Source organism: Rhizobium sp. CC1099, from assembly GCF_029714385.1.
GTDB lineage: Bacteria > Pseudomonadota > Alphaproteobacteria > Rhizobiales > Rhizobiaceae > Rhizobium.
Genome location: NZ_CP121641.1, coordinates 1,705,935 through 1,720,726 on the forward strand (window position 1 = coordinate 1,705,935; position 14,792 = coordinate 1,720,726).

Here is a 14,792-nt window from a genome sequence, read left to right on the forward strand (position 1 = left end):
ACAGCCGTTTTAATTCAAACTTCGCAGTTAACCGCCTGTTAATATTTAGCTTGCCCCGCAAAGCGAATGATCTATCCTCCAGAATCACAGGGCTGCATAGAAATGTGCAACGAGAGTTCCAGAATGCCGCCGGGTTTTGCTGTTCCTGCCCTCCCCGGCCTGTTTCTTTGTTGATAGCTTGTCCATTTCACAAGCCGGTAACACTGCTGCTACCCTGATCCGGCAAGGAACGTTTCTGCAGGTTTTGCGTTCATTTTGTTGCTTCTCTAGGAGGGAGATCACCATGGAAGGCGAAGGCGTAGGTTGGATTGCGGCGATCATCATCGGCGGTATCGCCGGCTGGCTCGCGGAAAAATTCATGCACAGCAATATGGGGCTGCTCATGAATATCGTTCTCGGCATTGTCGGCGCGATCGTTGCCAATTTCATTCTCGGCGTCCTGAACATCCATCCGCTCGTAGGCTGGCTCGGATACCTGATCACCGGTTTCGTCGGCGCCTGCATTCTTATTGCGCTCGGACGCCTTGTGCGGCGCTGATTTCAATCGCGCAAAAGCCGGGACTACAGCTCCCGGCTTTTTGCTGTCTTTTGTTGCCGCGTCGCTTCAGCGGCGGCTCATCAGGCCGAAGACGTAGGCAATGCCGGCGGTTACGGCGAGTGCGAAGATCGGCTCTTCACGCACTTTCTCGCGCACACGCTCGGTCATGACAGAAGCCTCGTCGGCAACGGCGGTCTTTGCGCCCTGCCCCAAGGCAACGACGCTCTCGGAAAGCCGTGCCAAATCCTCGCGCAATGCGGTGACTTGAGCCGAAAGATCGTCTGCTGCGATTTCCGCCTTCACGCGTGCGCCCGTCGTTTGTCCGGAGGCGGTCTTGAGTTCGGCCATTGTCTGCTCCTCTTTTTGCGGATGCGGCTTCAACGACGTGAGGGCCGAAAGGTTCCCTGAACCGCTTCATTTCTTAAACGTGGTCGCCTTCCGGGACCTTCGCCGGCACCTGCTATGTTTTCGCGCGCGGACGCTTCATTTCCTTACGCGTTTGTTCTAAGGAACGTCGAAAGCTTTGCCCGTGAAAGGGCGAAATATAATGCGAGGTTTGCGTTTCGATGTTCCATTTCCTGAGAAGAGCCGCCCGGACCTGGGTCGCCAAGCTCCTGATGCTTCTCCTGGTCGCTTCATTCGGTATTTGGGGCATCTCCAGTTCGCTGCTCACTGGCAGCAGCAGCACGGCCGTCGTCACCGTCGGTGACCAGCAGGTAGACGCCACCGAATTCCGCCTTGCCTACCAGCGACAGGTCGCAAGCCTCAGCCAGCAGTTCGGCATGCGTCTGACGCCCGAGCAGGCCAAGGCCTTCGGCGTCGAGCAGCAGGTGATCGCCCAGCTCGTGGCCGGCGCCTCGCTCGACCAGCTTGCCGCCGACATGAATCTCGGCCTTTCCGAAGATCGTCTAGCCCAGCTGATCGCTGACGATCCAGGTTTCAAGGCAGTCAACGGCCAGTTTGATCGCACGCTCTTCACCTCGCGCTTGCGCAACGCCGGCATCCGTGAGGCGGATTATATCAGCGAGCGCAGCAAGGTCGCTGTGCGCAGCCAGATCGTCGATGCGGTGTCGAACGGCTTCACCGCTCCTAAGACGCTCGTCGACGCGCTGAAGCTCTACCGTCAGGAAAGCCGCGACATCGACTACTTGCTGCTGACGAACGCGAACATCGAGCCCATCAAGGCTCCGGCCGAGGATCTGCTTTCGAAGTGGTTCGACGGCGTCAAGAGCCGCTTTCGCGCGCCGGAATATCGCAAGATCGCCTATCTGAAGCTCGAACCTGCCGACATTGCGGATGCCTCGACCGTCACGGACGATCAGATCCGCGAGGATTTCGACAAGCGTAAGGACAGCTATCGCACGCCGGAAACGCGCACGATCGAGCAGCTGACCTTTGCCAGCAAGGATCTGGCGACGGCTGCCGAAACGGCGCTCAAGAGCGGCACCAGCTTCGATCAGCTCGTGACCGACCAGGGCAAGACTGCAAGCGACGTGCTGCTCGGCGATTTCACCAAGGACAAGGTTCCGGACCAGGCCATCGCCGATGTCGCTTTCGCAGTCGCCAGGGACGGCGGCACGACGCCGGTCGTCGACGGTACTTTCGGCCCAGTCATCCTCCGCGTCTCCAACATCAAGCCGGAGAGCGTCAAGAACTTCGACGAGGTGAAGGAAGACATCCGCAAGCAGTTGGCGCTCGTCAACGCGTCGCAGGAGGTAATCAACGTGCACGATCGCATCGAGGATCTGCGCGGCTCCGGCCAGACACTTGAGCAGATTGCCGAACAGCTGAAGCTGAAGGCCGTCGTGATCGACGCCGTCGATCCGAGCGGGTTGGACAAGGACGGCAACGAGGTCAAGGACATCCCCGCGAAGCCGCAGTTGATCGGTGAAGCCTTCAAGACCGAATCCGGCATTCAGGCGCCGGCGCTGTCGCTCGGCAATGACGGTTATGTCTGGTTCGACGTGCGCGAAATCACGCCGGAGCGCGACCGCCCGCTGGCCGAAGTGCGCGACAAGGCCGTGCAGGATTGGACCGCCGAACAGCAGAAGCTCGAACTTGCCAAGAAGTCCGGAGAGCTGAAGCAGGAAGCGCAGAAGGGCAAGACGCTTGCCGACATCGCAGCTCCGCTCGGAATTGCCGTCGAAAGCAAGAGCGGCATCACGCGCGGCACCGAGGATGCCGTTCTCGGCCGCGCCGGCGTGACCGCTGCCTTCACGGGCCCGGTCGATACTGTTGCAAATGCCGTTGGCGGCGATCCCGGCACGCAGATCCTGCTGAAGGTCACCAGCGTCAACACGGAGCCGACGGGTGATGTGCTGAACAATCAGGATGCGCAGATCACTGCCATGGCGAACGCTGCCGGCGACGACATTCTTGACCAGATGGTGAACCTACTGCAAACGCACTACGGTGCGTCGATCAACCAGACGCTCGCCGATCAGGCAGCCGTTCGCTAGGAGCTGTAGCGCATGACCGATCTGAAGCCGCTTCTGGCCAAGGCTGCGAGCCGCGAACCGCTGACCCGCGACGAGGCCCGCGAGGCTTTCGAAATCCTGATGTCCGGTCAGGCGACTCCTTCGCAGATCGGCGGTTTCCTGATGGCGCTGCGCGTCCGCGGCGAGACGGTCGATGAAATCGTCGGTGCTGCGACGACCATGCGCTCGAAGATGCTGCGGGTGGAAGCGCCTGCCGATGCGATCGATATCGTCGGCACCGGCGGTGACGGCAGCGGCACCTACAATATCTCGACGCTGGCGGCGCTGATCGTTGCCGGCGCCGGTGTTCCGGTCGCCAAGCACGGTAACCGGGCACTGAGTTCGAAATCCGGAGCCTCTGATAGCCTGGCAGCTCTGGGCGTCAAGCTTGAGATTGCGCCTGAAGTGATCACGCGCTGCATCAATGAGGCAGGCGTCGGCTTCATGTTTGCTCAGCAGCACCATTCCGCGATGCGCCATGTCGGGCCGTCCCGGGTCGAGCTCGGCACCCGGACGATCTTCAACCTGCTCGGGCCGCTGACGAACCCGGCCGGAGTGCGCCGCCAGTTGCTCGGCGTCTTTGCGCCGCAATGGGTCGTGCCGATCGCTGAGGTCATGCGCGACCTTGGTTCGGAGAGCGTCTGGGTCGTGCATGGCGATGGCCTCGATGAGATCACCACCACCGGCAAGACCAGCGTAGCAGCGCTTGAAAACGGCAAAATCCGCACCTTCGAGCTTTCGCCGGCGGATTTCGGCGTTTCGCCCTGTGCACTTTCGGCGATCAAGGGCGGCGATGGCGTCGCCAATGCTGCTGCACTTCGCGAAGTGCTGAGCGGTGCGAAGAACGCCTATCGCGATATCGCCCTTGCCAACGCGGCTGCCTCGCTCGTCATTGCCGGCAAGGTGGAGACGATCGCCAACGGCATGAAGCTCGCGACCGAATCGCTTGATAGCGGCGCGACCGCCGTAGCCCTCGATAAACTGATCGCCGTTTCGAACGATATCGACTAGGATTGGCCGATGACCGATATCCTCAGAAAGATCGAGGCCTACAAGCGCGAGGAAGTCGCCGCCGCCAAGGCGAAGGTTTCGCTTGCCGACCTGAAGGCGATGCAGGCAGGGCAAACCGCGCCGCGCGGCTTCCACAAGGCGCTCGTTGCCAAGCGCGATGCCGGACACTACGGCCTGATCGCCGAGATCAAGAAGGCAAGCCCCTCCAAGGGCCTCATCCGCCCGGATTTCGATCCGCCGGCGCTCGCCAAAGCCTACGAAGCCGGCGGTGCCGCGTGCCTATCCGTCTTGACCGACACGCCAAGCTTTCAAGGCGCGCCGGAGTTCCTGACGGCTGCACGCGAAGCCTGCCCCCTTCCGGCGCTGCGCAAGGATTTCATGTTCGAGACCTACCAGGTGCACGAGGCACGCGCCTGGGGCGCGGATTGCATTCTGCTGATCATGGCCTCGCTTTCCGATGACGAGGCTGAACGACTGCAGGATGAAGCCTTTACGCTCGACATGGGCGTGCTGGTCGAGGTGCATGACGCCGCAGAAATGGAGCGGGCGCTGAAGCTCTCCTCACCGCTCGTCGGCATCAACAACCGCAACCTGCGTACCTTCGAGGTCAGCCTGAACGTCAGCGAAGAGCTTTCGGCGATGGTGCCGGACGATCGGCTGCTGGTCGGCGAGAGCGGCATCTTCACCCATGCCGACTGCAAGCGGCTGCGGGCGGCCGGCATCAACACCTTCCTCGTCGGAGAAAGCCTGATGCGCCAGGATGACGTGACGGCTGCGACCCGCGCTCTGCTCTTCGGCGAAGCGGCAATCGCGGCGGAATAACATGAGCGGCGAGAAGCCAGGACTTACCCATATAGCCGCCTCCGGTGAGGCCCACATGGTCGATGTCGGCGGCAAGGCCGATACGGTTCGCATTGCAACCGCGGAAGGCCATGTGAAGATGGCGGTAGAAACGCTGCGACTGATCCGTGAAGGAAACGCGAAGAAGGGCGACGTCATCGGCACGGCGCGACTGGCCGGCATCATGGCGGCCAAGCAGACGTCCAGCCTTATCCCGCTCTGTCATCCCCTAATGCTCACGAAGGTGAGCGTCGAGATCGAGGAGGATGTCGCCCTGCCCGGCCTGCGCGTCATCGCGACCGCCAAGCTCACCGGCAAGACAGGCGTCGAGATGGAAGCGCTAACCGCCGTGTCCGTCGCCTGCCTGACGATCTACGACATGGCTAAGGCCGCCGACAAGGCGATGGAGATCGGCGGCATCCGGCTGCTCGAAAAATCGGGCGGCAAATCCGGCGACTTCCGCCATCCGGAGGCTGGCCGATGAGCCTCCTTCCGGTCGCCGAGGCGCAAGGCAGGTTGCTTGGGCGCGCCAAGCCGATTTCCGATGTCGAGACCGTTTCGCTTGCCGACGGCGATCAGCGCGTGCTCGCGGCCGACTTGACGGCGCGGCTGACGCAGCCGCCCTTCAATGCGTCTGCGATGGACGGCTACGCGCTGCGCCGCGAGGATGCACCGGAACCCGGCGCTGAACTCAAGTTCATCGGCACATCTGCGGCAGGACACGCTTTCGATGGCACCGTGGGCAAGGGCGAAACGGTCCGCATCTTCACGGGCGTGCCGGTTCCCTCCGGCGCCGACAGCGTCCTGCTGCAGGAGGACGCTGAGAAAATCGATGGAGGCATCCGAACGAAATATCCCATCCGCCAGGGCCAGCATATCCGTCTCCGGGGACAGGATTTTAATGAAAACGAGGGGGTGCTCTCCGCCGGCACCGTCATGGATTTCACGCGACTGACAGTGGCCGCCGCGATGAACCATGCCTCGATCGACGTGCTGCGCAAGCCGCTTGTGGCGATCCTTGCAACCGGCGACGAACTACTGACGCCAGGAAGCGACCTGGGGCCCTCGCAGATCGTTGCGTCGAACACGTTCGGTATCGCGGCGTTGGTGCACAAGGCCGGCGGCGACGTGCTCGATCTCGGTATCGTGCCCGACGACAAGGTTGCTATCACGGCAGCGGTCCGCAGGGCACAGGCCGAAGGTGCCGATGTCATCATAACGCTCGGCGGCGCCTCCGTCGGCGACCACGACCTCGTGCAGGCCACACTGGTTGCGGCGGGCATGACACTCGATTTCTGGAAGATTGCCATGCGGCCGGGCAAGCCGCTGATGGTCGGCAGCCTCGGAAGTACGCACGTGCTCGGTCTGCCGGGCAATCCGGTATCAAGCCTCGTCTGCGCCTTGCTGTTCCTCGAGCCGCTGGTCCGCAAGCTCGCCTCGCTGCCGCCGGTCAAGCGCGACGCCATGGTGGAGGCGGCTGTCACCCTTGCCTCCAACGATCAGCGCCAGGACTATGTGCGGGCGAAGCTCGCCAAGTCCTCCTCCGGCAAGTGGCTGGCGGAGCCGTTCGACAAGCAGGATTCGTCGATGATGAAGGTCTTCGCCCACGCCGACTGCCTGATCATCCGCCCGCCCCATGCGCCGCAGCTTCCGGCGGGATCCCCCTGCCCGGTGACGCTGCTCCGGCCGGAGCTTCTCGGCTGACTTATGGCAGAAGTGCGATCCGTCGCGACTCCGCTGATCTAAAGCGAATACACCCCGCTCACATTCTCCATCTCCGCCCCGAAGTCTGCGACCGCGTATGTCGTCACCAGTCGAAGCCGCTCGCGGGGCAAAGGCGCCCTGCCCGGGTCGCCGATCAGGACGTCGATGCCAGCGGCGCGGCAGCGGGCGAGGAACGGCAGGACGCGGCTTGCAAGCCTTGCATCGTAGAACACGTCGCCCGCCAGGATGACATCGCAAGCGGGAGGCGAAGCGTCGAGGATATCAGCTTGAAGCGTTTCGATCTTGGTACCATTAGTAGCAGCGTTGAGGTCTATCGCGGCAATCGCATGAATATCGATGTCAATCGCGGTGACATGGGCAGCACCTGCATTCGCGGCAGCAATAGCGACCAGGCCCGAGCCTGAACCGAGATCGAGGACATGGCGATCGCTGACGGTCTGGGGCTGCGAGAGGATATGGCGGGCGAGCACCGCTCCGCCAGCCCAATGATAAGCCCAGTACGGCGCGGTGGAACCCGCGCGGTCAAGCCTTGTCAGTCGCCCCAGCCCGCTTCCCGAATGTGCTGTATAGAGCATTATCTCGGGAACTGACGGCACAGGCTGAAGGCGGAGGTTCTTGCGAATGAAATCTGCCGCTGCAAGATATTGCGGGCTGTCTTTGCCTGTCATTGGCGGCGCCCCCATGTCCACCGGCGCCCGCGGAATCAGTAGTTCTTCATGGCAAGGTGCGGCATGCCCCCGTCGAGAAATTCATCGCCGAACGCAGTAAAGCCGAACTTCTCATAGAGCGCGATCTTGTCGCTTTGAGCCGTCAGGTAAAAGCGGTTGCCGCGTGCCGTGTGATGCGCCTCCATCCCAAAGCGGATCATCGCGCTTGCGATCCCATGGCCGCGCCAATGCGCTCCGACGGCCACGCGCCCGATCTTCACGTAATCGTCGAGATAGACGACCCGAAGCGTGCCCGCAACTTCGCCGGCCTGGATGGCGACGATGTGGTGGGCGCTTAAGTCGGCTTCATCGAATTCCTCATCGGCAGGCACATTCTGCTCACCGATGAAGACGGAGCGACGCAACTTGAAAGCTTCGTTGCACAAGGTGCTGAAGAGCGGAACGGATAAAATCACGATCTCTGTCATGGCTGCCTCCTCGGAGAGCATAAACGGAAGGCGCCAATTGTCAGTCCGTCTCTCCTCAACCCTGCTTCTTCTTAGCGAACTTGCCCTTCGGCGCGAAGCCACCCTTGCCTTCGAATTTAGGTTTTCCCGCTGCTTTTCCCCAAGGCTTGGCGTCGCGTTTCTCACTGTGATCGCCGGTTGCGGGAGCTGCCTTACCCTTGAAATCCTTTTTGAAATTGCCTTTAGGGCGATCGTCATAGGATGTCTCGTCACGCCGCTCGCCGAACGTCTTCTTGCCGGCATAAGGCTTCGCAGCAACCGGACGGCTGAAATCCGGGGTGCCGTTCAGACGCGTCACGCGGATGCCGCGCTCCATCGTCTTGTTCGGCCCGACCGCTTGCAGGAAAGCTTCGGCGCTATCGGCAGAAATTTCCACATAGGTCTCTTCCGGCTGCATCTTGATCGCACCGATCTCCCGTTTCGTCAGATTGCCGTTGCGGCAGAGCATCGGGATCAGCCAGCGCGGTTCGGCATTCTGCTTGCGGCCGACGGAAACCGAGAACCAGACGCTCGGACCAAAGTCGTCACGCGGGCCCTTCTGGCTCGGCTCCCGCAGCTCAAAGGCATTATCGCGGCGCTGACGCTTGCGGTCGCCCTCGATCGAGACTTCGATCAGATCTTCCGGCGCCGATTGATTGGAGCGATAGAGGCGCACGAAGGCCGCGGCAAGCTTCTCTGCGCCGTGATTTGCAATGAGCTGGCCGACCAGTGCTTGATCTTCGTCGCGCCCGGCCTCGCTGAGGATCGGGTCGGCAAGCAGGCGCTCGTCGTCGCGGCGCATCACATCTTCGGCCGACGGCGGAAGAGCCCAGGTGGCGGCAATCCCAGCGGCATCGAGTATGCGCTCGGCCTTACGGCGGGCATTGAGAGGCACGATCAGTGCGCTGACGCCCTTGCGCCCTGCCCGGCCGGTGCGGCCGCTGCGATGCAGCAGCGTTTCCGGATTGGTCGGCAGGTCGGCATGGATGACGAGGTCGAGGCCCGGAAGGTCGATGCCGCGGGCGGCAACATCCGTTGCGATGCAGACGCGAGCGCGGCCGTCGCGCATCGCCTGCAGGGCGTGCGTCCGCTCGTTCTGCGTCAGTTCGCCGGAGAGTGCTACGACTGCGAAATTGCGGTTGTTGAAGCGGGCCGTCAGATGATTGACCGCAGCGCGCGTCGAACAGAAGACAATGGCGTTGGTCGCCTCATAGTAGCGCAGGACATTGATGATCGCATTTTCGCGGTCAGCCGGCGCAGCGGCAAGCGCGCGGTATTCGATATCGACATGCTGCTTCTCTTCTGTCTGCGTCGAAATACGCACGGCGTCGCGCTGGTAGCTCTTGGCGAGCTTGGCGATGGCGGAGGAAACAGTTGCCGAGAACATCAGCGTCCGGCGGTCGTCGGGCGCCGCGTCGAGGATGAACTCCAGATCTTCACGGAAGCCGAGGTCGAGCATCTCGTCCGCCTCGTCGAGCACGACGGCCTTTAATGCGGACATATCGAGAGCTTTGCGGCGGATATGGTCGCAAAGACGTCCGGGGGTGCCGACGACGATATGAGCGCCGCGTTCCAGTGCACGGCGCTCGCTGCGGATATCCATACCGCCGACGCAGCTGACGATCAGCGCACCGGTCATCTCGTACAGCCACTCGAGCTCGCGCTTCACCTGCAAGGCAAGTTCGCGGGTCGGCGCGATCACAAGCGCCAGCGGTTCGGCGGCGGGTGCAAAGCGCTCCTCGCCTTCGAGCAGCGTCGGCGCGAGCGCAAGGCCGAAGGCGACGGTCTTGCCCGAGCCGGTTTGCGCCGAAACCAGCGCATCCGAAGCGACAAGTGCCGGATCGAGCATGGCTTTCTGAACGGGGGTCAGCGCTGCATAGCCGCGCTTTGCCAACGCCTTGGCGATCGCCGGGACGACGCTGTTGAGATCTGTCATCTGTCTGTCTTTCGGAATATCGGGCGCAGAAGCGCCGTGGCCGGAACCTGCCGGCAGAACGGTTGGCGCGTTCCTACCCGCTAAGACGGCAAATGTCAAAGCGGCAATGTCAGCCGGCGCAGTGCCACAGCCAGACGTCAATGCTGCCGGAGCGGCCGCGGATTTTCGTCTCCAGCGGACCTTCGAGCGGACCGGCCGGCAACGGGCCGGCGCCGGCGGATGCTGCGCGGACAAGTGCCGCGCTGAAGGCGACCTCAGCGCCGCGACTGGCCGCAACTTCCATCAGGCGGCTGGCGACATTGACGGTGTCTCCGGTCGCGGTGATCTGCTGGCGATCGCCGGTGCCGAGCCGCGAGGCGACGACAGGCCCGCAATGGGCGCCGATCTTGAAGCCGATCTTCCGTCCCCCTTGGAGAGCTGTGTGCGAATCGAGCCAGGAGCGCATGCGATCTGCGAGCGCCAGCGCGCAGGCGGCGGCGCGCGAAGCGTCGTCTTCGGCCGGGTGCGGCAGCCCGAACAGGATCATCGCACCGTCCCCCATGAAGCTCGTGATCGCGCCGCCATGTGCCCGCGCCTCCTGATCGGCTATCTCGAAAAAGCCGCTCAGGACCTCGCGCACGGTTACCGCTCCGACCGCTTCACTAAGCCCGGTAAAGCCCGAGAGATCGATGAAGACCACCGCAGCATCCTGCCGGACTGGCTCGGCAAGGAAGGATGGATCGCGTGCGAGCCATTCTCCAAGGCCGGGTGCTTCGATGCGTTGCAGGAGCTCGCTTTGGGCAGCGAAATGGCGCGCCTGACGGCGTCCGAGAAGGAGTTGCGCTGCGCCGAAGATGAGAACCGGAGGCAACGCGGCGGCGATCGGCAACGCTGCGCTCAGCCAATAGCCTGCCTTGAACATGGCAAGATTGATGGTCGCCCAGACCACAAAAACGAGAGCGATCAAGACGAAACCGATCAGGCTGCGCCGCCAGGCTATCAGGCCGACGAGCGCAAGCGGCAGAAGCACCGCGACCGTGGCGTCAAGCCGGCGGATATTATGATCGCGGACGATGCTGTCTCCGGCGATCAGATGCGCGATCGCGGTCGAAATGACCTCGACCCCGGGGAGAACCGGGTCGAAAGGCGTCGGAAAAACGTCGCCACCGGCCGTGACGGTTGCGCCGATAACGACGACGCGGTTCTCGATTGCGTCTGCAGGCACCTTGCCATCGAGCGCATCCATCAGGCTGAAAGTCGGGATCGTCCGGCGCGGGCCGTAGAAGGTCAGCGGCAGGCGCTGACCAGTATCGGTCGGAATATGCCTGTCGGCAAAGGAGATGCTGCCCGGCTGGAAGGCCGGATCGCGATCGAGCGCCAGCGACGCCGCGCGTAGCGGAAACGATGGATCCACACGCCCGGCGCTGCGCGAGATCAGCGGAATGAAGCGGGGGACGCCCGTCTCATCCGTTGCGACATTAACGACGCCGGTAGCGGCGATATCGGAAAAACGCTTGAGAGGAAGGAGCAGGCTGTCGGCGACGGGAATGCCTGAAAGCGGATCGTTCGGATCGCTCGTCACCATCTGCTTGCTTTCCGGAAAGACGGCGGCAGCCGCGATGACGGAGGGCACAAGCCTGAGGGCCGATGCAAGTGCGCCATCGCCTTCCTCGGTGCCGGGATCGAGCAAGAGCAGATCAAGTGCGATCGTCTTCGGCCTCGACGCGGCAACGGCGGTGATTGCGCGGGCAAGCGTTGCGCGATCGATGGGAAAACCGTGCGAAGCTGCGGTGCGGTCGTCTATCGCAATGATCGCGACGGCAGGCGGCGGCGTCTTGCCGCCGATCAGCACGCTTCGAATATCGGTCAGCGAAGCTTCCATCCGGTCGAGGAATCCGGCGCTGCCAGTCAGATGCATGGAGCCCAGAAAGCCTCCCCAGAGTGCGGACAGAAGAAGGGCTGCAGTGATCAGAAATCGCTGGCGCGGCATGAGGGTTCTACTGGCCGAGGCGGGCAAGCAGGGCGGCGGCGCGGGCGGCCGGCCAGCGGCGCACCTCAAGCGCGCCTGTGCCGCTCACAACATCGACGCCCTCGCCGGGGCCGAGCACCACGGGATCGCCCGCAGGACGGCGCACGGCAACGGAGCCTTGGACCACAAGCACGGAGGTCCGGCCGCCTGCAACGTCGACGGCCCATTGCGTGCCGCGCACGGCAGCGATTGCCTGCGGCGTCACCACCTGAAAGCCACCTGTGTGGCGAGCGTCGTCGACATCGACCAGGATTGCCTTGCCACGCAGCGACACAACATCGGGGCTGCCATCGCGGTTGCGGTCATTCAGCCTGAAGGCGGCACCCGCCTCGGCCGTCACCGTTACCCCGTTCGGGCAGCGGAGAACCTCACGCCCGCCCGCTGCATTCTCGACAGTGCAGCCGCCCGTTTGGGCAAGTGCTGCGCCCGCCGGCAGCAGAAATGCCGCAAGGGCGGTTGCGGTAGAACCGCACAGGAATGCTGAGATTACGCTCATGATACGTCCCCACCTCGCGCAAGCACCCCACACCGGCATGGTGTTCGCCATGCGGTCAATTGCTTGTCCCGGCACCGTCACCATAAAACAAAACAAGGGCTTCGTATGCAGAAAAGCGCAGACTGGCAAGGCCGGCCGGCCTTATGCGCCAGAGGTTTCGATAGAGGGGCCGGTGTAACGGGCTCTTGGACGGATGAGATGGCCGCTCTCGACCTGTTCCATCGCATGCGCCAGCCATCCGCAGCTGCGGGCGAGCGCGAAGATGACGAGCGGCGCATCCCGTGGAAGCTCGAAGTGTTCCGCCATTGCCGTCAGCGCGAAATCGATGTTGACGCGCTCGCCGATCATCGCTTCGCCGGCCACTTGGATTTCGAGGAAAATCCCCGTTGGCGTGATATGCGCAAGCAGAGCTTCGGCGCGGATATCGCCGTCTGGATAGAGCGGATGACCGAAGGCCGGAAGCCGGCTGCCCTGCGCCAGGATGCGGCGGATGGCTTCCTTGGCGCCGATGCGCCTAGCCGTCTCGGAAAGCGTTGCCACGGCCTCCCAAGCGCCGCCGTGTAGCGGACCTGTCAGCGTTGCAAGTCCGGAAAGCACCGATGCGGAAAGGGTGGCGCCCGCGGAAGCCGTGACGCGTGCGGCGAAGGCCGATGCATTGAGTTCGTGATCGGCAAGCAGCACTAAGGCGCGGCGCACCGCATCGCTGGCTTCTGGCCGGCGCCAGCTTTTTGCAAGGCGCCGATGGAGAGGCTGGTCCGATGCGCCTGGCGCGAGCGCGGAAGTGATCGTCGTCATGATATCTTGCGCTTCGGCTCGCAGCGCCGGGAGCGAACGGCCGAGGCTCGGCAGGTCTTGAGGCACGCGGGCGGCGAGCGCCGAGAAAGCGGCAGCCACGGACGGAACGGATGGCACGCTCCCGCCGGCGGCGATGTTGATAGGCGTACCTTTGTTCCAAAGCAGTGCCGCCGTTTCTTCAAGCGTTGCATATTCGGAAAGTTTGGCGGCATCAACTCCGCGATAGTAAAGATGCCCATTGACGACGGTTGAAACCGCTGACGGAAGGACCGGATCGCCCCACTGTATCGCCTCCGCTGCGACAGTCTCGATCTTCCGCCGGCCTGCATGGCGCTCGGCAAGCCGGGTGACGTCCGCGGTGTAATAGAGGCTGCGGCGCGGGTCGGATGGATCGGGTTTGGCGCGAATGCGTCCCCGGCTGACATTGGCATAAAGCGTCTGCGGCTTGGTACCGAGACGGTTCAGCGCTTCCTCTGCAGTCAACCAGGACATTGAGCCTCATATTGATCAATTTCATCAAGATTGACGTCAATCAATCTAGGACCGATCTTCTTTTCCGTAAAGGAGAAATGCCTATGAAAAACGGTTTGGAAGACGTGGTTGCCGCGGAGACCCGGCTTTCGGATGTCGACGGTCCGGCCGGCCGGCTGATCATCCGCGGCGTGTGGCTCGATGACCTCGTTGCGGACGGCACCTATGAAAGCGTCGCGGCGCTGCTGCTCGACGGATTGATGGAAGCGCACGTCAATGCCGAGGGTTTGAAAGGCCGGCTCGGAGCGGCACGCGCAGAAGTCTACGCGCATGTCGTGGCCGACGCCACCCTCCTCGCCCTGCCACCGTTCGATGCGATGCGGGCACTGATTGCGCGACTGCCGGACGGCGAGGATTTCGAAACGGCGTTCAGGCTCCTTGCGGCCCCCGCCGTGTTCCTGCCGGCGGTTCTGCGGATGCAGCGCAGAGAAGCGCCTGTTCCGCCGGATGCCTCAATATCGCAAGCCGCAGACATCCTACGCATGATGACGGGCAGGCTGCCGAGCGTCGAACAAACGGCTGCGCTCGACGCCTATCTGGTGACGATCTCCGATCACGGGTTGAACGCCTCGACCTTCGCATCGCGGGTGATCGCCTCGACGCATGCCGGCCTTACGTCATCAGTGCTCGCGGCGATCAGCGCGCTGAAAGGTCCGCTGCATGGCGGCGCGCCGGGACCGGTTCTCGACATGCTTGATGCGATCGGCGCCGAAAGCCATGCAAAGACCTGGCTCGCGGCTTCCCTCGACCGCGGCGAGAGGCTGATGGGCTTCGGCCATCGCATCTATCGCGTCCGTGACCCGCGTGCCGACGCCTTGAAAAATGCACTGAAGCCGCTTGTCGCAACCGGCCAGGTCGATCGGTCGCGGATCACTCTGGCCGAGGCGATCGAAAAGGCGGCGCTCGCAATGCTTAAGGAACGCAAGCCGGATCGTCCCTTGGACGTGAACGTCGAATTCTATACGGCGTTGCTTCTGGAATCGCTCGGTTTCCCGCGCGAGGCCTTCACCGGCGTCTTTGCGATCGGCCGCACCGTCGGCTGGATTGCGCATGCGCGCGAGCAGCTGCTCGAAGGCCGGTTGATCAGACCGAAGGCTGTCTATGTCGGTCCTTTTCCGATCGCGGCTTGAACAGAGTTCCGGCGGCAGGTTCACGCCTGTCGCCGGATCTGCAAGCTTTTCGCTCGGCATTGTCGATACCGAGGAAACCGCCCGACTCCCGGGCCCAAAGGCCGGCATAGATGCCGCCCCGCGGATGGCGCGGGCAAGAGCGATGCGCTGAC

At 63.0% G+C, this 14,792-nt stretch carries 14 protein-coding genes; 7 read left to right on the top strand and 7 right to left on the bottom strand.

Annotated elements, in window-relative coordinates:
* Positions 1-283: 283 nt before the first annotated feature.
* Positions 284-538, top strand: coding sequence for a GlsB/YeaQ/YmgE family stress response membrane protein (locus QA644_RS08775; protein WP_074068156.1), 255 nt, complete (start codon positions 284-286; stop codon positions 536-538).
* A 66-nt stretch (positions 539-604) separates the two neighbouring features.
* Here QA644_RS08775 and QA644_RS08780 read toward each other — a convergent pair whose 3' ends face one another.
* The gene (locus QA644_RS08780) at positions 605-886 is read right to left on the bottom strand and encodes a hypothetical protein (protein ID WP_039844924.1); all 282 of its coding nucleotides are present in this window, start codon (positions 884-886) and stop codon (positions 605-607) included.
* Positions 887-1,104: 218 nt separating this feature from the next.
* Here QA644_RS08780 and QA644_RS08785 point away from each other — a divergent pair, with 218 nt between their 5' ends.
* Genes QA644_RS08785 through glp form a run of 5 tightly spaced genes read left to right on the top strand, consistent with a single transcriptional unit; the run spans position 1,105 to position 6,570 of the window.
* Positions 1,105-2,997, top strand: coding sequence for a peptidylprolyl isomerase (locus tag QA644_RS08785; RefSeq protein ID WP_283072019.1), 1,893 nt, complete (start codon positions 1,105-1,107; stop codon positions 2,995-2,997).
* A 12-nt stretch (positions 2,998-3,009) separates the two neighbouring features.
* On the top strand, positions 3,010-4,026 hold the full coding sequence (gene trpD / locus QA644_RS08790) for an anthranilate phosphoribosyltransferase (RefSeq protein ID WP_194729721.1): 1,017 nt from the start codon (positions 3,010-3,012) through the stop codon (positions 4,024-4,026).
* Positions 4,027-4,035: 9 nt separating this feature from the next.
* On the top strand, positions 4,036-4,848 hold the full coding sequence (gene trpC, locus QA644_RS08795) for an indole-3-glycerol phosphate synthase TrpC (protein WP_239598776.1): 813 nt from the start codon (positions 4,036-4,038) through the stop codon (positions 4,846-4,848).
* Between the two features lies 1 nt (position 4,849).
* The gene (gene moaC / locus QA644_RS08800) at positions 4,850-5,350 is read left to right on the top strand and encodes a cyclic pyranopterin monophosphate synthase MoaC (RefSeq protein ID WP_194729723.1); all 501 of its coding nucleotides are present in this window, start codon (positions 4,850-4,852) and stop codon (positions 5,348-5,350) included.
* Positions 5,347-6,570, top strand: coding sequence for a gephyrin-like molybdotransferase Glp (glp, locus tag QA644_RS08805; RefSeq protein ID WP_283072023.1), 1,224 nt, complete (start codon positions 5,347-5,349; stop codon positions 6,568-6,570). Before moaC ends, glp begins: the two co-directional genes overlap by 4 nt.
* Positions 6,571-6,608: 38 nt before the next feature.
* Here glp and QA644_RS08810 read toward each other — a convergent pair whose 3' ends face one another.
* The 6 genes from QA644_RS08810 to QA644_RS08835 form a co-directional block, all read right to left on the bottom strand.
* Entirely contained in the window at positions 6,609-7,259 is a 651-nt protein-coding gene (locus tag QA644_RS08810) for a 50S ribosomal protein L11 methyltransferase (RefSeq protein WP_239598768.1), read from the bottom strand.
* A 35-nt stretch (positions 7,260-7,294) separates the two neighbouring features.
* Positions 7,295-7,726, bottom strand: a complete 432-nt coding sequence (locus QA644_RS08815) for a GNAT family N-acetyltransferase (protein WP_074070268.1) — start codon at positions 7,724-7,726, stop codon at positions 7,295-7,297.
* 55 nt (positions 7,727-7,781) lie between these two features.
* Complete coding sequence (locus tag QA644_RS08820) at positions 7,782-9,680, bottom strand: DEAD/DEAH box helicase (protein ID WP_283072027.1); 1,899 nt, start codon at positions 9,678-9,680, stop codon at positions 7,782-7,784.
* 109 nt (positions 9,681-9,789) lie between these two features.
* Entirely contained in the window at positions 9,790-11,649 is a 1,860-nt protein-coding gene (locus tag QA644_RS08825; RefSeq protein WP_283072029.1) for an adenylate/guanylate cyclase domain-containing protein, read from the bottom strand.
* A 7-nt stretch (positions 11,650-11,656) separates the two neighbouring features.
* Positions 11,657-12,184 carry a FecR family protein gene (locus QA644_RS08830; RefSeq protein WP_133940448.1) on the bottom strand — a complete coding sequence of 176 codons (528 nt, stop codon included), beginning with the start codon at positions 12,182-12,184 and terminating at the stop codon, positions 11,657-11,659.
* Between the two features lie 141 nt (positions 12,185-12,325).
* A complete protein-coding gene (locus QA644_RS08835) occupies positions 12,326-13,471 on the bottom strand; it encodes a citrate synthase (RefSeq protein ID WP_283072032.1) in 1,146 nt (381 codons plus the stop codon).
* 83 nt (positions 13,472-13,554) lie between these two features.
* Between QA644_RS08835 and QA644_RS08840 the strand changes: the two genes are divergently transcribed.
* Entirely contained in the window at positions 13,555-14,640 is a 1,086-nt protein-coding gene (locus QA644_RS08840) for a citrate synthase/methylcitrate synthase (RefSeq protein ID WP_283072034.1), read from the top strand.
* Positions 14,641-14,792: the final 152 nt, after the last annotated feature.